Below are 18,410 nucleotides of genomic sequence, written 5' to 3'. Positions count from 1 at the left end.
CGGTAACCGGACGCCGTTACCGCAAGTAACCCGTCGGTAAGTTACGTACCAGTAAAGATTGTTGAACGGCTAAGCGGCCGTGTCGGCGGCCGTGTCCGGAAGGGGCGTCCGCGCCGCCCGCGTCACGTCCGCCACCAGCTCCACCACATCCGGGCCGTACGCCTGCGAGTTGACGACCTTCAGGAGCAGGACGAAGGAGCCGGTGCCGTACTTGCGGTGCAACCGCTCGTGGTGGCGGGCGAGATACCGGGTGGCGGCCTGGTTGGTGATGGCGCGCTGGCCGCAGAAGAGGAACACCGGGCGGGAGTCCGCCCGCCCCTCGGCGGTGAGCCGGGCGAGCAGCACGTACTCGCTCCGGCCGCGCTCCATGCGGTGGTCCTCGCCGCCGATGCGGAAGGCGCCGAGATCCGCCCCGGCATCGGTCTCGGTGTTCATCCACACACCCGGCAGCAGCGAGGAGAGGTGGGCCGCCATCCGGCGGTTCGAGTAGGGCCCGCCGACGCAGAACTCCGTCCGCTCGCCGAAGCCCTGCTGGGTGGCGTCGTGCGCCACGATCTGGGCGCGCGCATGGCACTCCTTGATCAGGGCGGAGAGTTCCAGCAGGGCGAACGCGTCGTGGCGCATCACCGACAGCTCCGGGCCGCCGGCCTTCTGGTTGACCACGAGCAGCGACTCGGAGTGGTCCGGCAGCCCGAAGAAGGCCTGCTTGCGCCGCAGCTTGCGGCGCCACAGATACGTCCGGGCGATCCAGCCCAGCGAGGCGGAGATGCCGGTCGCCACCAGGCCCAGGACGATGTTGCGCACGTCGTCGTTCATGGCCGCGCATGGTAGCGGGCCCGGGCGACGGCTACGTACCCGTGTTCGACACGTGACAGTCGTGTGGCAGAGCGCCGAGGCGTACTGTCGGTGTTACGACGATCTGGTTACGCTGCGCGGACTGTCCCGACGGGAGGTTCGGATGGGTCGTCCTGGCACGCGGAGACTGGCGGTTGTGGCGGTGTCTGCCGCCCTGGTGTCGATGGGGGCGGCGGCGCCGCCCGCCGCGACAACGAGCGAGACCCCTGCGAAGGTTCCGGTGGCCGTCGGCTACGGCGGCGCGGTCGCCAGCGTCGATGCCGACGCCTCCGCGGCCGGCATCGAGGTGCTCAGGCACGGCGGCAACGCGGTCGACGCGGCCGTCGCCACGGCGGCAGCGCTCGGCGTCACCGAGCCCTACTCCTCCGGCATCGGCGGAGGCGGCTACTTCGTCTACTACGACGCCAAGTCGCGCACGGTGCACACCATCGACGGGCGCGAGACGGCGCCGCTCAGCGCCGACTCCGACCTGTTCGTGGAGAACGGCAAGCCGCTCCCCTTCGCCGACGCCGTCAGCAGCGGACTGAGCGTCGGCACCCCGGGCACGCCCGCCACCTGGCAGACCGCGCTGGACGAGTGGGGCAGCGAACGGCTCGGCACGGTCCTTCGGCCCGCCGAGCGGATCGCCCGCGACGGCTTCACGGTGGACGACACCTTCCGCTCGCAGACCGCGTCCAACGAGACCCGGTTCCGCTACTTCCCGGACACCGCGAAGCTGTTCCTGCCGAACGGGCAGCTGCCTGTCGTCGGCTCCACGCTCAAGAACCCCGAACTGGCCCGCACCTACGAGGAACTGGGCCGCGAGGGCGTCGACGCCGTCTATCGCGGAGACATCGGCGACGACATCGTCAGGACCGTCGAGGACCCGCCGGTGGACCCCGCCTCCGGCTGGCACGCCCGCCCCGGCAAGCTGGCCGAGAAGGACCTCGCCGTCTACCGGGCCAAGCTCCAGGCGCCCACCAGGACGTCGTACCGCGGCCTGAACGTGTACTCCATCGCGCCCTCCTCCTCCGGCGGCACCACGGTCGGCGAGGCCCTCAACATCCTGGAGAACACCGACCTCTCGAAGGCGAGCGAGGTGCAGTACCTGCACCACTTCATCGAGGCCAGCCGGATCGCCTTCGCCGACCGCGGGCGCTGGGTCGGCGACCCGGCCTTCGAGGACGTACCGACCAGGCAACTGCTGTCCCAGCGGTACGCCGACTCGCGGGCCTGCCTGATCAAGGACGACGCGGTCCTCACCAGCCCGCTCGCCCCCGGCGACCCGCGCCACCCCGCCGCCTGCGACGAGGGCGGTACGGCGGCCCCGACGACCTACGAGGGCCAGAACACCACCCACCTGACCGTGGCCGACAAATGGGGCGACGTCGTCTCCTACACGCTCACCATCGAGCAGACCGGCGGCAGCGCCATCACCGTGCCCGGCCGGGGTTTCCTGCTCAACAACGAGCTGACCGACTTCTCCTTCACGCCGGCCAACCCGGCCGTGCCCGACCCGAACCTGCCCGGTCCGGGAAAGCGGCCGCGCTCGTCGATCTCCCCGACGATCGTCCTGGACCGGCAGAACAGGCCGGTGGTGGCGCTCGGTTCGCCCGGCGGCGCGACCATCGTCACCACCGTGCTGCAGACCCTCACCGAGTTCCTCGACCGGCATCTGCCGCTGGTCGACGCCATCGCCGCCCCCCGCGCCAGCCAGCGCAACGCGGCCCAGACCGAACTGGAACCAGCCCTGTACAACGGCGACTTGAGGAAGCAGCTGGAGGCCATCGGGCACAGCTTCAAGCTGAACCCGGAGATCGGCGCGGCGACCGGCGTGCAACGGCTGCCGGGCGGCGAGTGGCTGGCCGCCGCCGAGAAGGTACGCCGCGGCGGCGGCTCGGCGATGGTGGTGGACCCGGCTGACCCGGCGCCGTAGGCCTCACAACTGCCGTAGGCCTCACAACTCCGGTGCGGGCGGCTGGACTTCCCCGCTGCGGAAGTCCAGCCGCCCGTCCCGGACGTCCACCGTCACCCGGCCGCCCTCGGAGACCGTGCCGTTCAGCAGCAGCCTCGACAGCTGGTTGTCGACCTCCCGCTGAATGGTGCGGCGCAGCGGCCGGGCGCCGTACTCCGGCTGATAGCCGCGCTCGGCCAGCCAGTCGACGGCCGCGCCGGTGAACTCCACCGAGACGCCCTGCCCGTCCAGCAGCCGCCGGGTGCCCTCCAGCAACAGGTCGGTGATCTGCCGCAGTTGCTCGCTCGTCAGCTGCCGGAAGACCACGATCTCGTCGATCCGGTTGAGGAACTCCGGCCGGAAGTGCTCGCGCAGCGGCCGCAGGATCCGCTCGCGCCGCGCCTCCTCGTCCGCGTCCGCGCCGCCCGGACCGAACCCGATCCCGGCACCGCGCCGGGTGATCGCCTCCGAGCCGAGATTGCTGGTCATCACGATGACCGTGTTGGTGAAGTCCACCGTCCGGCCCTGGGAGTCGGTCAGCCGGCCGTCGTCCAGGACCTGCAGCAGGATGTTGAAGACATCCGGGTGCGCCTTCTCCACCTCGTCGAGCAGCAGCAGCGAGTACGGGTGCCGGCGCACCACCTCGGTGAGCTGACCGGCCTCCTCGTGGCCGACGTATCCCGGCGGGGCGCCGACCAGCCGGGAGACGGTGTGCCGCTCCTGGTACTCGCTCATGTCGAGGCGGACCATGCGGTCCTCGCTGCCGAACAGCGCCTCGGCGAGCGCCCGGGCCAGCTCGGTCTTGCCGACGCCGGTCGGACCGAGGAACAGGAAACTGCCGATCGGCCGGTTCGGGCTCGCGAGCCCCGCGCGCGAACGCAGCACGGCCTCGGAGACCACGGCGACTGCCTCCTCCTGCCCGACGACCCGCTGGTGCAGATGCTCCTCCAGGCCGAGCAGCCGTTCCTTCTCCTCCTGGGTGAGCCGGCTGACCGGGATGCCGGTCTGCCGCGACACCACCTCGGCGACGGCCTCCCCGGTCACCTCCAGGTCCAGCCCCTCGTCGGCCCTGTCGTCCCCGCTCGCCTCGGCGATCCGCTGCTTCAGCCCGCCGATCCGGTCGCGCAGCTCCTTGGCCTTGTCGTAGTCCTCGCCCGCGACCGCCTGGTCCTTGTCGCAGACCAGCTGCTCCACCTCGCGCTCCAGCGCGCGCACGTCCGCACCCTTGGTCCGGGCGCCGAGCCGCACCCGGGCGCCCGCCTGGTCGATCAGGTCGATCGCCTTGTCCGGCAGCCGCCGGTCGGTGAGATACCGGTCGGACAGCTCCACGGCCGCGGCCAGCGCCTCGTCGGTGTAGCGGACCTGGTGGTGGGCCTCGTACCGGTCGCGCAGCCCGCGCAGGATCTCGATGGTGTCCTCCGCCGTCGGCTCGGGCACCAGGATCGGCTGGAACCGCCGGGCCAGCGCCGCGTCCTTCTCGATCCGGCGGAACTCCTCCAGCGTGGTCGCGCCCACGATGTGCAGCTCGCCCCGGGCCAGGGCGGGCTTGAGGATATTGGCGGCGTCCATCGCGCCGCCCTCGCCGCCGGACCCCGCGCCCACGACGGTGTGCAACTCGTCGATGAACACGATCAGCCGGTCGGAGTGGGCGCGGATCTCCTCCACGATGGAGTTCAGGCGCTCCTCGAAGTCGCCCCGGTAGCGGGTGCCGGCGACGACGCCGGTCAGGTCCAGGGCGACGACACGGCGGTCCGCCAGCCCGTCCGGGACCTCCCCGTCGGCGATCCGCTCCGCGAGCCCCTCCACGATGGCCGTCTTGCCGACCCCCGCGTCCCCGATGAGGACCGGGTTGTTCTTGCCGCGCCGCGAGAGCACCTCGATGGTCTGCTCGATCTCGGTGTCCCGTCCGATGACCGGGTCGATCCGGCCCTGCCGGGCCAGGTCGGTCAGATCGCGGCCGTACTTGTCCAGCGTGGGCGTGCCGGTGGCGCGCTGCCGCTCCGGGCGGGCCTGGGTGGTCTCCGGGGCCTCGGGCGGCAGGGAGCCGGCCGAGAACCGGGCCGCGTGCAGGATGTGGCCGGCCGCCGAGTCCGGGTTGGCGGCCAGGGCGCTCAGCACATGCTCCGGGCCGATGTATCCGGCGCCGCTCGCCCGCGCCAGGTCGTGCGCGTCCAGCAGGGCGCGCTTGACGGCCGGGGTGAGCGACAGCGAGGTCGGCGGCGGCAGCTCACCCGGCGGGTGCTGGACCGGGCCGGCCCGGTCGTCGATCTCCGTGGCGAGCGAGTCCGGGTCCGCGCCCGCGCGGGTCAGCAGGGACCGGGTGGGCTCGGCCGCCACGGCCGCGCGCAGCAGGTGCTGGGTGTCCAGGTCCCGGCTGCCGTGCTCGGCGGCGTACTGGGCGGCCCCTCTGACCAGCTCCCGGGCCGGCTGGCTGAGCAGACGGCCGATGTCGATGTGGCGTGGCCCTGGCGCCTTGCTCGGGGGCCCGCCGAAGAAGCGGGCCATGAATTCGCCGAAAGGGTCAGGAGGGTAGCCGTTGGTCATGGCGATGCGCTTCCTTCGCTGACGACTGGCTCCGCCGGGTAACCGGAAGGGGTGCGTTCATGCCCACGATGTCACGATCTGTGGGGGTGGGCATGTTCGCCTGGTGCCCCTCGGCAAGAACCCTTGGACCGGTCTCGTCGATCGCCACCGTGTGCTCGGCGTGGGCCGCGCGGGAGCACCGTGGCCGGGCGCGACGGCAGCCCCGCCCCCGGCGACCCTCGTTCGGGACCTCGGGGTCCTCGTGCATACGGCGGCCGGGGTCGACCTGGGGGCCGGTATTAGAATGGGTGGCATGGTGCGCACCCCACTCACCCCCGAAGAGCGCGAGCGCGGCGAGCGGCTCGGGCGGTTGCTGCGCGAGGCGCGCGGCGGCCGGAGCATGACCGAGATCGCCGCGCAGGCGGGCATCTCCGCCGAGACGCTCCGCAAGATCGAGACGGGCCGGGCGCCGACGCCCGCGTTCTTCACCGTGGCCGCGCTGGCCGGGGTCCTCGGGCTGTCGATGGACGAGCTGGTCACTCGGTGTGCGCTCGTGCCCGTGTGAGGCACCGGTTCCGCGCAGTGGCCGGGATCCCGCGCTGAGCTGTCCGCGCCCCGCCGGAAAACTCTGCGTAGCAGAGCCGTAACACGACTGGTGTTGCGTGGCCGGTGAAAGAGCCGGCGGCCGGGCGGGAGCTGAGCGATGGCGGTGGAACAACTCCCTCGCGGGGTGCGTGAGTTCGCGGGCTATCTGGATGGTCTGCTGGCGCGCCTGGACCCGGGCGGAGGCTGGAGCGGGGTCTTCTGGCGGCGTGACCCCGACGGTATGCGGGCCAGCCTGGACGGGCGCGAGGTGCCGCCGTGGGACGTGGTGGAGGCGCTGCTGGAGGATCTTGCGGGGGCGTACGGCCCCGCCGCCGCGGCGGCCGAGCGGGAACGGGCCCGCACCCTGCACGGCGCCGCGCTCACCGCGTACGACGCCCGGCCCGGCGCGCGGGACACCCTGGCCGACCGCCTCGACGTGATGCTCCGCGAACAGCGCTATGCCGCCGAACGCCGCGCCGAACTGACCCGCCTCCTCTCCACCCCGCCCTCCGCCGCCGAGGCCGCCGCCCTCCGCCTGGACCTCGCCTGGGCCCACGACGACCACGAACGCGCCACCGCGAGGTGCGAGGAACTCCGGTTCCGCCTGGCCGAGTTGAACCGACGGGGAGCGGTGAGCGCGGAGGCGGTGCGCACGGAGACGGCGGGCGGGGGAGGGGCGCGTCAAGGGGCGGTGCGTGCGGGAGGGGTGAGTGCGGAGGCGGCGGGTGCGGGAGGGGGCCGTGCGGGGGCTGTCGGTTCAGCAGGGGTGGGTGAGGAGGCGTTGCGGGCCGGAGGGGTGCCTTCGGGGGTGGTGGGGGCGGAGGCCTCGCGTGCCGGAGGGGCAAGTGCGGGAGCGGGGCCGCACGGGGGTGGGCGCGGGGCGGCGTGGTTCGGAAGTGAGGCTCCGGAGGCGTCGGGGCAGGGGGCACCGGCGGAAGCGTCGGGGCGCTCGCAGGGCACCGGCATCGATCGCGCCGCCCGCCCGCCCGAGCCCGCATCCGGCTACGCCTTCCCGCACGGCGAGCCCGCTGACAACTCGGCAAGTCCGGAGTCCTGGCCGACCGGAGGGGTCACTGGCGAGTCGCGTCGCGCCGCCGAGGACTTCCTTCCGCCCCGTGCGACCGCAGGCCACCCCGTCCCGGCCCAGGCCCCTATGGCGTCCGACGTCATCGCCGCATCCGCCGAGATCCCGCACCCGATGGCCCCTGCCCCGGCCCAGCGCGCCGACGCCCCCGCCCCGCGTACCGCCGCACCGCTCCCAGCCCCGCACTCGTTTACGCCCGCCCCCACGCCCCACGCCCCCACTCCCGTCCCCGACGCCGCCCGAGTCCGCTCGGCCTCTTCCGGGGCCGCTGCATCCGCCCCAACCCGGCACCCAATCGCCCCTGCCCCGGCCCAGCGCGCCGATGCGCCCGCCCCGCGTACCGCCGCACCAGCTTCAACCCCGCACCCGTTTACGCCCGCCCACACGCCTCACGCCCCCACCCCCGTCCCCGACGCCGCCCGCGTCCCCTCGGCCTCTTCCGGGGCCTCCGCGCCCGCCCGACCCGGGCACCCAATCGCCCCTTCCCCGACCCGGCGCGCCGACACCCCCGCCCCCGCCCCGCGTACCGCTCCACCCTCCCCAGCCCCGAACACGGTCGCGCCCGCGCCCGCTCACACCCCCCATGCCCCCTCCCCGGTCCTCCCGGTGTCCGTCACCGAGGACGTTCCTTCGGCCGTCCCAGGCAAGCCCCGTAAACGTCGGCGTGGCAGTGCGCGGTTTGCCGGGATGGCGGAGGAAGGGGGCGGCCCTGTCGTCGTGCCGCAGGATGCGCCGTCGGGCGGGCCGGCGGGGCGGCCTGCGCGTCGTACGCCGCGCGGTGCCCGGTTTGCCGGTGCCGCTGCGGCGGCGGAACCCGCGGCGGCGCCCGTCGAGGCCGTGGACGCCGAGGCGGAGACCGCGGTGGCCGGGGTCGTGGAGCGGCTCGCGTGGTTGCGGGGCGAGGGGCGCGGCGGGGAGGCGCATGTGCTGCTGGTCGAGGTCGCGCAGTGGGCGCCCGGCCGGTTCCCGTCGCTCGCGGACGCGCTGTACCGCGCCGGGCTCGGGGCCGACTGGGCGACGCTGCTGTGGGAGGCCGCCTCGCTGCCCGCCGAGCGGCTGGTCGGTGTCGCCGACGCGCTCACCGCGGCGGGGCGGGTGGCCGACGGAACGCAGCTGCTGCGGCAGGGCGTGGCCCGGCCGGCCGAGGAGATCGGCGCCGCCGTGCTGCGGCTGGCGGAGGAGGGCCGCCGGCGGGAGGCGGAGGCGCTGGTGGATGCCTGTGTGCGGGGTCGTGCGGCGGAAGAGGCCGCCCGTTGTGCCGTACCCGATCCGCGGCGGCTCGTGCCGCTGCTGCTGCGGGCCGCGCAGGCCGTGTCCGACGAGCGGCACTGGGACCTCGTGCACGCGCTGCGGGTGGCCGGGCACATGATGTGACCGACGGGAAGTGGCGTCGTCCCGGTATGCTCCGGTTCATCCCTTCGGGCGGTCCCTTCGCTCACCCACGGGGGTGTGACACGTGATCGACTCCGCGCGATGACGACGATGGTCTTGGCAAGGGCCTCCCGGAGGCTTACGTTCGTCCCTCTACCGCCTGCTCTACGGGCGTAGAGGCTTTGGCGGTCCCGTCGGAGGAGCAGCTCATGGCCAACGTCGTACGAGCCGCACTGGTCCAGGCCACCTGGACCGGCGACACCGAATCCATGGTGGCCAAGCACGAGGAGCACGCCCGGGAGGCGGCCCGGCAGGGTGCCCGGGTCATCGGGTTCCAGGAGGTCTTCAACGCCCCCTACTTCTGCCAGGTCCAGGAACCGGAGCACTACCGCTGGGCCGAGCCGGTACCCGACGGGCCGACGGTGCGCCGTATGCAGGACCTCGCCCGTGACACCGGCATGGTGATCGTCGTCCCGGTCTTCGAGATCGAGCAGTCCGGCTTCTACTACAACACCGCCGCCGTGATCGACGCCGACGGGACCTACCTCGGCAAGTACCGCAAGCACCACATCCCGCAGGTCAAGGGCTTCTGGGAGAAGTACTACTTCAAACCCGGCAACGTGGGCTGGCCCGTCTTCGACACGGCCGTCGGCAAGGTCGGCGTCTATATCTGCTACGACCGGCACTTCCCGGAGGGCTGGCGGCAACTCGGCCTCAACGGCGCCCAGTTGGTCTACAACCCCTCGGCCACGCACCGCGGGCTGTCCGCCCACCTATGGCAGCTGGAGCAGCCGGCCGCCGCCGTCGCCAACGAGTACTTCATCGCCGCCATCAACCGGGTGGGCCAGGAGGAGTACGGCGACAACGACTTCTACGGGACCAGTTACTTCGTCGATCCACGTGGGCAGTTCGTCGGCGAGGTCGCGAGCGACACGTCCGAGGAACTCCTTGTCCGTGACCTCGATTTCGATCTGATCGAGCAGGTGCGGCAGCAGTGGGCCTTCTACCGCGACCGCCGCCCCGACGCCTACGAAGGGCTGGTGCAGCCGTGAACGACCTCTACTCCCGCCACCGCCAGGTCCTGCCGGACTGGCTCGCCCTCTACTACGACGAGCCGATCGAGATCACCCACGGCGAGGGCCGCCACGTCTGGGACTCCGCCGGCAACAAGTACCTGGACTTCTTCGGCGGCATCCTGACGACGATGACCGCGCACGCGCTGCCCGAGGTGACCAAGGCGATCAGCGAGCAGGCCGCGCGGATCATCCACTCCTCCACGCTCTACCTCAACCGGCCGATGGTCGAACTCGCCGAGCGCGTCGCACAGGTGAGCGGCATCCCCGACGCCCGGGTGTTCTTCACCACCTCCGGCACCGAGGCCAATGACACCGCCCTGCTGCTCGCCACCGCCCACCGGCGCAGCAACACCGTCCTGGCCATGCGCAACAGCTACCACGGCCGTTCCTTCAGCGCGGTCGGCATCACCGGCAACCGCAGCTGGTCGCCGACCTCGCTGTCCCCGCTGCAGACCCTGTACGTGCACGGCGGCGTGCGCACCCGGGGACCGTTCGCCGAGCTGGACGACCGCGCGTTCGTCGACGCCTGCGTCGCCGACCTCAGGGACATCCTCGGACACACCCGGCCGCCCGCCGCGCTGATCGCCGAACCCATCCAGGGCGTCGGCGGTTTCACCTCCCCGCCCGACGGGCTCTACGCCGCCTTCCGCGAGGTCCTGCAGGAGCACGGCGTCCTGTGGATCGCCGACGAGGTGCAGACCGGCTGGGGCCGCACCGGCGATCACCTCTGGGGCTGGCAGGCGCACGCGCAGAGCGGTCCGCCGGACCTCGTCACCTTCGCCAAGGGCATCGGCAACGGCAGCTCGATCGGCGGGGTGATCGCCCGCGCCGAGATCATGAACTGCCTGGACGCCAACAGCATTTCGACCTTCGGCGGCACCCAGCTCACCATGGCCGCCGGCCTCGCCAACCTCAACTACCTGCTGGAGCACGACCTCCAGGGCAACGCCCGCCGCGTCGGCGGCCTGCTCATCGAGCGGCTGCGGGCCGTCGCCGCCCAGCTGCCCGGGGTGCGCGAGGTCCGCGGGCGGGGCCTGATGATCGGCATCGAGCTGGTCAGGCCGGGCACGGACGAGGCCGATCCCCAGGCGGCCTCCGCCGTCCTGGAGGCGGCCCGCGAGGGCGGCCTGCTCCTCGGCAAGGGCGGCGGCCACAACACCAGCGTCCTGCGCATCGCCCCGCCGCTGTCGCTCACCGTCGCGGAGGCCGAGGAGGGCGCGGCGATCCTGGAGCGGGCGCTGAGGAGCACGTACTAGAGAGCAGGTGTACCACCATGACGACCACCTCGGTGACCCCGCACCCGGGCCTCGAACCCGCCCTGTCCGTCCGTCAGGTGCTCACCCTGGAGCGGGTGCTCGCCGGGGAGCCCGAGGTGGTCGCCGGCAGCGCGCAGCTCGACCGGCCGGTGCGCTGGGTGCATGTCGCCGAGGCCGTCGATGTCGGGGTGATGCTCAGCGGCGGCGAGATGGTGCTCACCACCGGTGTGCTCCTCGCCGGTGACGAGGCCAAGCAGGCCGAGTACATCCAGTCGCTGCACCGGGCGGAGGCCGCCGCCGTCGTGCTCGGCCTCGGGCGGGCCTTTCCGACGCCACCCGAGGTGATGCGCCGGGCCGCCGAGCGGTGCGGACTGCCGATGGTCGTCCTGCACCGGCCCTTCCCGTTCGCCGAACTGACCGAAGAGGTCCAGTGCCGCCTGGTACGGCGGAAGTTCGCCGCGGTCAGCCTCTCGGAGACCGTACGGACCGACCTGACCGCCCTGATCACGGCCGGTGCCCCCCTGCAGCGCCTGCTCGACGAGGTCGCCCGGCACAGCGGCTGCCCGGTCGTGCTCACCAACCTCGCCCACCGCGTCCTCGCCACGGCGGGGGAGCGGTCCGCGGTGGACGACGTGCTGCGCGACTGGGAGCGGGTCGCCCGGCAGGCCTCTGCCTGCGCGGGCGGCGGCTGGATCAGCGCCGAACTCGGCGGACGCGGGGAGCGCTGGGGCCGGCTGCTGCTGTGCGGCTACCGGGGCGAGACGGCCACCGGGCGGCTGCTCGCCGACCGCGCCGCCGAGGCGCTCGTCCTGCACCGCATGCTCGGCTGCGGCTCGGGGCACTCCTGGGAGGAGGAGTCCGCGCAGAGCCTGCTGACCGACCTGGTCTCCGGCGTCGTACCGGCCCGTCAGCTGCTGCCCCGGGCGCGCGCGGCCGGGCTGCCGGTCAACCGGCGCACCTTCGTCCCGCTCGTCGTCCCGGGCCGCACCGCCGGGGAACTCGACCGGGTGCTGCGCCTGTTGGGGATGTCCGGGCTGGTCGCCGAACTCGCCGACGGCGCGGCCGCCGTGCTGCTCAGCCTCGCCCGAGACCAGGACGCCGAGGTCCTCACCGCCCACTTCGCGGCCCGGCTGCGCGCCGGGTCACCGGCCGTGGTCGCCGCCAGCGACCCCCGTACCAGCTGGGACGAGGTGCCCGCCGGACTGCGCGAGGCCCGGCATGTCGCCGAGGCCGTCGCCGACTCCTCGGCCGCCCTCGACCTGCCGGCCGTCGTCCGGCTGAAGGACGTCCATCTGCGCGGGCTGATCCGGCTGCTGCGCGACGACCCGCAGGTGCAGTCCTTCGCCGAGCGGGAGCTGGACGGGCTGCTGCGCGCGGCCGAACCGGAGCTGCTGAACGTCCTGCGCACCTATCTCGCCACCGGCCGCAACAAGTCCCGCACCGCCCAGCTCCACCATGTCTCCCGGCCCGCCCTCTACCGCCGCCTGGAGGCCATACAGGCCCGCCTCGGCGTAGACCTGGACGACTTCGAACAGGCGGCCTCGGTCCACATCGCGCTCCTCGCGCACGACGCGCAACAGGGCTGAAACATGCGACGACTTGGCAAGACGGCGGTGAAACATGGGCTCGCGAACAGATGACACGGTGACACGCCCCCGGCCCCCAGACGTGACACGCTGCCCGTCGAACGGCCCTCGCAGGCTTTCTACGCTCCTGGGGCGGGCGTCGGAGGTCCCGCCTGCCGCGCGGCGTCCGCCCTTCGGGCGGACGACGCGACCTCCGACGCCCGCCCCAGAACACAGAGCTACCGGAGGTCCCGATGAGCCGAGTGATCCGTGCCGCCCTGTTCCAGACCGCGTGGACCGGCGACAAGGAATCCATGATCCAGGTCCACGAGCAGGCGGCCCGCGACGCCGCCGCGCAGGGCGCCCAAGTCCTCTGCTTCCAGGAGCTGTTCTACGGCCCGTACTTCTGCCAGGTCCAGGACAAGGCCTTCTACGAGTACGCCGAGCGGATCCCGGACGGCCCGACCGTGCGGCGCTTCACGTCCCTCGCCCGCGAGCTGGGCATCGTCCTGGTCCTGCCCATGTACGAGGAGGAGCAGCCGGGCGTCCTCTACAACACCGCCGCCGTGATCGACGCGGACGGCTCCTACCTCGGCAAGTACCGCAAGACCCACATCCCCCAAGTGCGGGGATTCTGGGAGAAGTTCTACTTCCGCCCGGGGAACAGCGGCTGGCCGGTCTTCGACACGGCCGTCGGCCGGATCGGCGTGTACATCTGCTACGACCGCCACTTCCCGGAGGGCTGGCGGGCGCTGGGCCTCGCCGGGGCCGAGATCGTCTTCAACCCCTCGGCCACCTCGCGCGGCCTGTCCCGCTACCTCTGGCAGCTGGAGCAGCCGGCGGCGGCCGTCGCCAACGAGTACTTCGTCGGCGCCATCAACCGGGTCGGCGTGGAGGACCTGGGCGACAACGACTTCTACGGCACGACCTACTTCGTCGACCCGGAGGCCCAGTTCGTCGGCGAGGTCGCGAGCGACAAGGAGACCGAACTCGTGGTGCGCGACCTGGACCTGGCCAAGCTGCGCGAGGTCCGCGACCGCTGGCAGTTCTACCGCGACCGGGCGCCGGGCGCGTACACCCCGCTGACCGCGCCCTGACCGAGACCGAATGACCGAGGGAGCAGCATGAGCAGCCGTACCGTCATCCGCGGTGGTCTCGTCATCACCGCGTCGGACGAGATCCACGCCGACGTCCTGATCGAGGACGGCCGCATCGCCGCCCTCGCCGCCACCGGCACGCCCGCCGCCGGGGCGCTGACCGCCGACAGGGTCATCGACGCCACCGGGAAATATGTCATCCCGGGCGGCGTCGACGCCCACACCCACATGGAGCTGCCGTTCGGCGGCACCTTCGCCTCCGACACCTTCGAGACCGGCACCCGCGCCGCCGCCTGGGGCGGTACGACGACGATCGTCGACTTCGCGGTGCAGAGCGTCGGTCACACCCTGCGCGAGGGCCTGGACACCTGGCACGCCAAGGCCGAGGGACAGTGTGCGATCGACTACGCCTTCCACATGATCGTCTCCGATGTGAACCAGGAGACGCTCAAGGAGATGGACCTGCTGGTCGAGGAGGGCGTCACCTCGTTCAAGCAGTTCATGGCATACCCGGGTGTCTTCTACTCCGACGACGGACAGATCCTGCGCGCCATGCAGCGCTCCGCCGAGAACGGCGGGCTGATCATGATGCACGCCGAGAACGGCATCGCCATCGACGTCCTGGTCGAGCAGGCGCTCGCCCGGGGCGAGACCGACCCGCGCCACCACGGCGAGGTCCGCAAGGCCCTGCTGGAGGCCGAGGCCACCCACCGCGCCATCCGGCTCGCCCAGGTCGCGGGCGCCCCCCTGTACGTCGTGCACGTCTCGGCCATGGAGGCGGTGGCCGAGCTGGCGCGGGCGCGCGACGAGGGGCTGAACGTCTTCGGCGAGACCTGCCCGCAGTATCTGTTCCTGTCCACCGACAACCTCGCCGAACCGGACTTCGAGGGCGCGAAGTACGTGTGCAGCACACCCCTTCGGCCGAAGGAACACCAGGCCAAGCTGTGGCAGGGCCTCAGGACGAACGACCTGCAGGTGGTCTCCACCGACCACTGCCCCTTCTGTTTCGCGGGCCAGAAGGAGCTGGGCCGCGGCGACTTCTCCAAGATCCCCAACGGGTTGCCCGGCGTGGAGAACCGCATGGACCTGCTCCACCAGGCCGTCGTCGACGGACACCTCTCCCGCCGCCGCTGGATCGAGATCGCCTGCGCCACCCCGGCCCGGATGTTCGGCCTGTACCCGAAGAAGGGCACCATCGCCCCGGGCGCCGACGCCGACATCGTCATCTACGACCCGCACGCCGAGCAGGTCATGTCGGCCGAGACCCACCACATGAACGTCGACTACTCGGCTTACGAGGGCAAGCGCACCACCGGCCGGGTCGAGACCGTGCTCTCGCGCGGCGTACCCGTCATCACCGAGCGGGAGTACACCGGACACGCCGGCCACGGCGTCTACACCCCGCGCTCCACCTGTCAGTACCTCAACTAGGAGTGGCGCACATGGACTTCGGACTCGTGCTGCAGACCGACCCACCGGCCTCCCGCGTCGTCAGCCTGATGAAACGGGCCGAGCGCAACGGCTTCAGCCACGGCTGGACCTTCGACTCCGCCGTGCTCTGGCAGGAGCCGTTCGTGATCTACAGCCAGATCCTCGCCAACACCTCGAAGCTGACGGTCGGCCCGATGGTCACCAACCCGGGCACCCGCACCTGGGAGGTCACCGCCTCCACCTTCGCCACCCTCAACGACATGTTCGGCAACCGCACCGTGTGCGGCATCGGCCGCGGCGACTCCGCGATGCGGGTCGCGGGCCGCAAGCCCAACACCCTCGCGCGCATCAGCGAGGCCATGAAGGTCATCCGGGCGCTCGCCCGCGGCGACTCCGCCGACCTCGGCGGCGGCACGGTCGTCAGGTTCCCGTGGATCAAGAAGGGGGCCGAACTCCCCGTCTGGATGGCCGCGTACGGCCCGAAGGCGCTGAAGATGACCGGTGAGGAGGCCGACGGATTCATCCTCCAGCTGTCCGACCTGTATCTGACCGAGTACATGGTGAAGGCCGTCAAGGACGCGGCCGCGGCCGCCGGACGCGACCCCTCCGAGGTCACCATCTGCGTGGCGGCCCCGGCCTACGTCACCGAGGACGACTCGCCCGAGGCCCTCGCCCACGCCCGCGAACAGTGCCGTTGGTTCGGCGGCATGGTCGGCAACCACGTCGCCGACCTGGTCGCCAGGTACGGCGAGCACTCCGCCCAGGTCCCCGAGGAACTCACCGACTACATCAAGGCACGCCAGGGCTACGACTACGCCCACCACGGGCGCAGCGGCAACCCGGAGACCGAGTTCGTGCCCGACGAGATCGTGGACCGGTTCTGTGTGATCGGCCCCGCGGAGAAGCACATCGAGAAACTGAACGCGCTCCGCGCACTGGGGGTCGACCAGTTCGCGGTGTACGACATGCACGACGCGCAGGAGGCCACCATCGACGCCTACGGCACGACGGTGATCCCGGCCGTCAACGCCTGATCCAGAACCCGCAGTCCGAGGCCCCCCACGCCCCTCTTGGTCACCCCTCCCCACCTCCCCGGGGAGGGGGCTGGTGCCCGCACGGCCGTAGCTCCCGACCCACCTCACCCGATTGGCCAGCCCATGACCGACACCGCTCCCACGGCCATACCCCTCTTCGGTCAAGTCACCCTCCCCGACGGGCGCGTGGAACTCGCCCCCGGCACCCCGCCGCCCAGCGGTCCCTACGCCAACGAGGACCTGCTCCCGGTCCCGGTCGGGAAACGCACCTGGACCACGTACAACTTCTCCGCACTCTGGGTCGGCATGGCCCACAACACGGCCTCCTGGACGCTGGCCTCCGGACTGATCGCCGTCGGCATGGACTGGAAGCAGGCGGTGTTCACCATCGCCCTCGCCAACCTGATCGTGCTGGCGCCGATGCTGCTGACCGGACACGCCGGCCCCAAGTACGGCATCCCCTTCCCGGTGTTCGCCCGCGCCTCCTTCGGGGTGCGCGGAGCCAACCTGCCCGCCGTCGTACGGGCGCTGGTGGCGTGCGGCTGGTTCGGCATCCAGACCTGGATCGGCGGCGAGGCGATCTATTTCCTCGCCGGGAAGCTCATCGGCGACAGCTGGTCGAACGCGGCGCACGTCGGCGGCTACGCCTGGACCATGTGGCTGTCGTTCGCGATCTTCTGGGTGATCCAGGTCTGCATCATCTACCGGGGCATGGAGACCATCCGCCGCTTCGAGAACTGGGCCGCGCCGTTCGTGCTCGTCGGCGCGTTCGTGATGCTGTGGTGGATGAGCAGCAAGGCGGGCGGCGTCGGCCCGCTGTTCGACCAGCCCTCGAAGCTCGGTTGGGGCGGAAGCTTCTGGAAGCTGTTCTGGCCCTCATTGATGGGCATGATCGGCTTCTGGTCCACTTTGAGTCTGAACATTCCCGACTTCACCCGCTATGGGCGCAGCCAGAAGGCCCAGACCTGGGGCCAGGCCCTCGGCCTGCCGACGACGATGACCCTCTTCGCGTTCCTGTCCGTCCTGGTCACCTCCGGCTCCCAGGCGGTGTACGGCAAGCCGGTCTGGGACCCGGTGCAGCTGGCGGCGAAGACGGACAACGTGGTGGGCCTGCTCTACGCGCTCGTGACGGTCCTGGTCGCGACCCTGTCCGTGAACATCGCCGCGAACCTCGTCTCGCCTGCCTTCGACTTCTCCAACGTGGCCCCGCGGAAGGTGAGTTTCCGCACCGGAGCCCTGATCACCGCGGTCCTCGCCGTCCTGATCTTCCCCTGGAAGCTGTACTCCGACCCGCAGGGCTACATCTTCACCTGGCTCGGCCTGGTCGGCGGTCTGCTCGGCACGGTCGCGGGAATCCTCGTCGCCGACTACTGGTTCCTGCGCCGCACCCGCCTGGACCTCGCCGACCTCTACCGCACCGGCGGCCGCTACTGGTACGCGGGCGGCTGGAACTGGCGGGCCGTCGTGGCCTTCCTCGCGGGCGGCGTCCTCGCCGTCGGCGGCGCGAGCTTCAAGCCGCTGATCGACGGCCGCCCCATCCCGGCGCTGGCCTCCCTGGCCGACTACGGCTGGGCGGTGGGCCTCGGGACATCCCTGGTGCTGTACCTGGCCCTGACCCTGCTGACCGGCCGCGGGGAGGCCACCGCCTAGCGCGGGGAGGCCACCGCGCAGCCGAGCCGGGAGGCGGTCAGCCGGACGTGGACTGCCCGCCCCCGAGCGCGCCGACCGCGGCCCGCGCCGCCTGGATGGCCCCCTTGTTGATCTCGTCCGTACCCGGCGCCTTCTTGGTCTCGAAGTTGCTGCCGTTGTAGGTCACGACCACCAGGGCGTTGGACATCCGGACCATCACCACGCCCTCCCGGGTCTGCTGCTTGTCCTCCGTGGTGAGGTTGACGACGGAGTAGGCGCTGTCCCCGAGCCCCGGCACGGCCCCGCCGCCGCTCTTCTCCTTCACCCGGTCCTGGTACTCCTGCTGCGCGTCCTGGCTCGACTCGCTGATCTCGAACGACACGTCGAGCCAGCGGTAGTCGTAGCCCTGCAGCGCGTTCCAGGAGCAGGTGCGGCGCACCTTGGTGTCCGTCGACGGGATCTCCTTGCCGGCCGTCTTCGCCCCGGGCACCAGCGACTTCACGGTCGCCGCGGGCACGCCGGCGCAGGGGGAGGGCGCGGTGCCGTACGCCTTCGCCGCGGCCGTGGCCGACGGGCCGGAGGAACCGGACGAACCGGAGGCGGACTGGGTGGTCGTCTGCCGGCCCGCCTGGTGCCCGGCGGTGTCCGACGGGGCGGCCGGTCCGGACGTCAGCGCCCAGCCGGCACAGGCGAGGACCGCGACCGGAGAGATCCGCGCGGTGAGGGCGATCGGCAGAGGAAGAGAACGCACAGCGCACTTCTCGTGGGGGAGGGGGTGCGGAAGGGGGGTCCGCAGGGTGGACGGGGACGACAGTGTCACACGAGTCCCTGTGGGGCGGTAGGGGTAACTCGCTGCGTGGCCGCGCGGTCACGACGGCGCGTTCACGACGTACCGAACTGCCCGTTTTGTACCCCAGTCGGCTCGGCGGCAGTCGCCGGCCGGGGCGGGCGCGAGCGGCGACGGCCGGACC

General features: G+C 72.0%; 13 protein-coding genes. 10 read left to right on the top strand and 3 right to left on the bottom strand.

The window, feature by feature from the left end:
* Window positions 1-69: 69 nt before the first annotated feature.
* Window positions 70-816, bottom strand: coding sequence for a hypothetical protein (locus tag AB0L75_RS01550; RefSeq protein ID WP_365173816.1), 747 nt, complete (start codon window positions 814-816; stop codon window positions 70-72).
* Between the two features lie 142 nt (window positions 817-958).
* Between AB0L75_RS01550 and ggt the strand changes: the two genes are divergently transcribed.
* Window positions 959-2,770, top strand: a complete 1,812-nt coding sequence (ggt, locus tag AB0L75_RS01545; RefSeq protein ID WP_365173813.1) for a gamma-glutamyltransferase — start codon at window positions 959-961, stop codon at window positions 2,768-2,770.
* A gap of 21 nt (window positions 2,771-2,791) precedes the next feature.
* Here ggt and AB0L75_RS01540 read toward each other — a convergent pair whose 3' ends face one another.
* Window positions 2,792-5,332: an ATP-dependent Clp protease ATP-binding subunit gene (locus tag AB0L75_RS01540; protein ID WP_365173810.1), complete on the bottom strand. Its 2,541-nt coding sequence runs from the start codon at window positions 5,330-5,332 to the stop codon at window positions 2,792-2,794.
* Between the two features lie 292 nt (window positions 5,333-5,624).
* On the opposite strand from AB0L75_RS01540, the gene AB0L75_RS01535 reads away from it, so the two are divergent.
* The 9 genes from AB0L75_RS01535 to AB0L75_RS01495 all read left to right on the top strand — a co-directional run bounded on the left by AB0L75_RS01535 (window position 5,625) and on the right by AB0L75_RS01495 (window position 17,460).
* The gene (locus AB0L75_RS01535; protein ID WP_365173808.1) at window positions 5,625-5,876 is read left to right on the top strand and encodes a helix-turn-helix transcriptional regulator; all 252 of its coding nucleotides are present in this window, start codon (window positions 5,625-5,627) and stop codon (window positions 5,874-5,876) included.
* A 138-nt stretch (window positions 5,877-6,014) separates the two neighbouring features.
* Window positions 6,015-8,354 carry a hypothetical protein gene (locus AB0L75_RS01530; protein WP_365173805.1) on the top strand — a complete coding sequence of 780 codons (2,340 nt, stop codon included), beginning with the start codon at window positions 6,015-6,017 and terminating at the stop codon, window positions 8,352-8,354.
* Between the two features lie 206 nt (window positions 8,355-8,560).
* On the top strand, window positions 8,561-9,403 hold the full coding sequence (locus AB0L75_RS01525; protein ID WP_365173802.1) for a nitrilase-related carbon-nitrogen hydrolase: 843 nt from the start codon (window positions 8,561-8,563) through the stop codon (window positions 9,401-9,403).
* Entirely contained in the window at window positions 9,400-10,683 is a 1,284-nt protein-coding gene (locus tag AB0L75_RS01520; RefSeq protein ID WP_365173799.1) for an aspartate aminotransferase family protein, read from the top strand. The genes AB0L75_RS01525 and AB0L75_RS01520 overlap by 4 nt, the downstream gene beginning before the upstream one ends.
* A gap of 17 nt (window positions 10,684-10,700) precedes the next feature.
* Entirely contained in the window at window positions 10,701-12,269 is a 1,569-nt protein-coding gene (locus AB0L75_RS01515; protein ID WP_365173797.1) for a PucR family transcriptional regulator ligand-binding domain-containing protein, read from the top strand.
* A gap of 233 nt (window positions 12,270-12,502) precedes the next feature.
* Window positions 12,503-13,345: a nitrilase-related carbon-nitrogen hydrolase gene (locus AB0L75_RS01510; protein WP_365173795.1), complete on the top strand. Its 843-nt coding sequence runs from the start codon at window positions 12,503-12,505 to the stop codon at window positions 13,343-13,345.
* A 27-nt stretch (window positions 13,346-13,372) separates the two neighbouring features.
* Complete coding sequence (hydA, locus tag AB0L75_RS01505; protein ID WP_365173793.1) at window positions 13,373-14,776, top strand: dihydropyrimidinase; 1,404 nt, start codon at window positions 13,373-13,375, stop codon at window positions 14,774-14,776.
* An 11-nt stretch (window positions 14,777-14,787) separates the two neighbouring features.
* Window positions 14,788-15,810: a TIGR03842 family LLM class F420-dependent oxidoreductase gene (locus tag AB0L75_RS01500; RefSeq protein WP_365173790.1), complete on the top strand. Its 1,023-nt coding sequence runs from the start codon at window positions 14,788-14,790 to the stop codon at window positions 15,808-15,810.
* 123 nt (window positions 15,811-15,933) lie between these two features.
* Window positions 15,934-17,460 carry an NCS1 family nucleobase:cation symporter-1 gene (locus tag AB0L75_RS01495; protein WP_365173789.1) on the top strand — a complete coding sequence of 509 codons (1,527 nt, stop codon included), beginning with the start codon at window positions 15,934-15,936 and terminating at the stop codon, window positions 17,458-17,460.
* A 37-nt stretch (window positions 17,461-17,497) separates the two neighbouring features.
* Here AB0L75_RS01495 and AB0L75_RS01490 read toward each other — a convergent pair whose 3' ends face one another.
* Window positions 17,498-18,190 (bottom strand): hypothetical protein, encoded by a 693-nt coding sequence (locus AB0L75_RS01490; RefSeq protein WP_365173787.1) that lies wholly within the window; start codon window positions 18,188-18,190, stop codon window positions 17,498-17,500.
* Between the last annotated feature and the right edge of the window lie 220 nt (window positions 18,191-18,410).

The sequence above is a fragment of the Streptomyces sp. NPDC052101 genome (assembly GCF_040680235.1).
Lineage (GTDB): Bacteria > Actinomycetota > Actinomycetes > Streptomycetales > Streptomycetaceae > Streptomyces.
Note: the sequence above shows the minus strand (reverse complement) of the source record. Positions and strands in the feature narration are given on the sequence as shown.

Coding starts and splice junctions, on each gene's coding strand:
- AB0L75_RS01550 (WP_365173816.1), bottom strand. CDS start 816: ATGAACGACGACGTGCGCAACATCGTCCTGGGCCTGGTGGCGACCGGC.
- AB0L75_RS01515 (WP_365173797.1), top strand. CDS start 10,701: ATGACGACCACCTCGGTGACCCCGCACCCGGGCCTCGAACCCGCCCTG.
- AB0L75_RS01535 (WP_365173808.1), top strand. CDS start 5,625: ATGGTGCGCACCCCACTCACCCCCGAAGAGCGCGAGCGCGGCGAGCGG.
- ggt (WP_365173813.1), top strand. CDS start 959: ATGGGTCGTCCTGGCACGCGGAGACTGGCGGTTGTGGCGGTGTCTGCC.
- AB0L75_RS01540 (WP_365173810.1), bottom strand. CDS start 5,332: ATGACCAACGGCTACCCTCCTGACCCTTTCGGCGAATTCATGGCCCGC.
- AB0L75_RS01495 (WP_365173789.1), top strand. CDS start 15,934: ATGACCGACACCGCTCCCACGGCCATACCCCTCTTCGGTCAAGTCACC.
- AB0L75_RS01500 (WP_365173790.1), top strand. CDS start 14,788: ATGGACTTCGGACTCGTGCTGCAGACCGACCCACCGGCCTCCCGCGTC.
- AB0L75_RS01525 (WP_365173802.1), top strand. CDS start 8,561: ATGGCCAACGTCGTACGAGCCGCACTGGTCCAGGCCACCTGGACCGGC.
- hydA (WP_365173793.1), top strand. CDS start 13,373: ATGAGCAGCCGTACCGTCATCCGCGGTGGTCTCGTCATCACCGCGTCG.
- AB0L75_RS01530 (WP_365173805.1), top strand. CDS start 6,015: ATGGCGGTGGAACAACTCCCTCGCGGGGTGCGTGAGTTCGCGGGCTAT.
- AB0L75_RS01510 (WP_365173795.1), top strand. CDS start 12,503: ATGAGCCGAGTGATCCGTGCCGCCCTGTTCCAGACCGCGTGGACCGGC.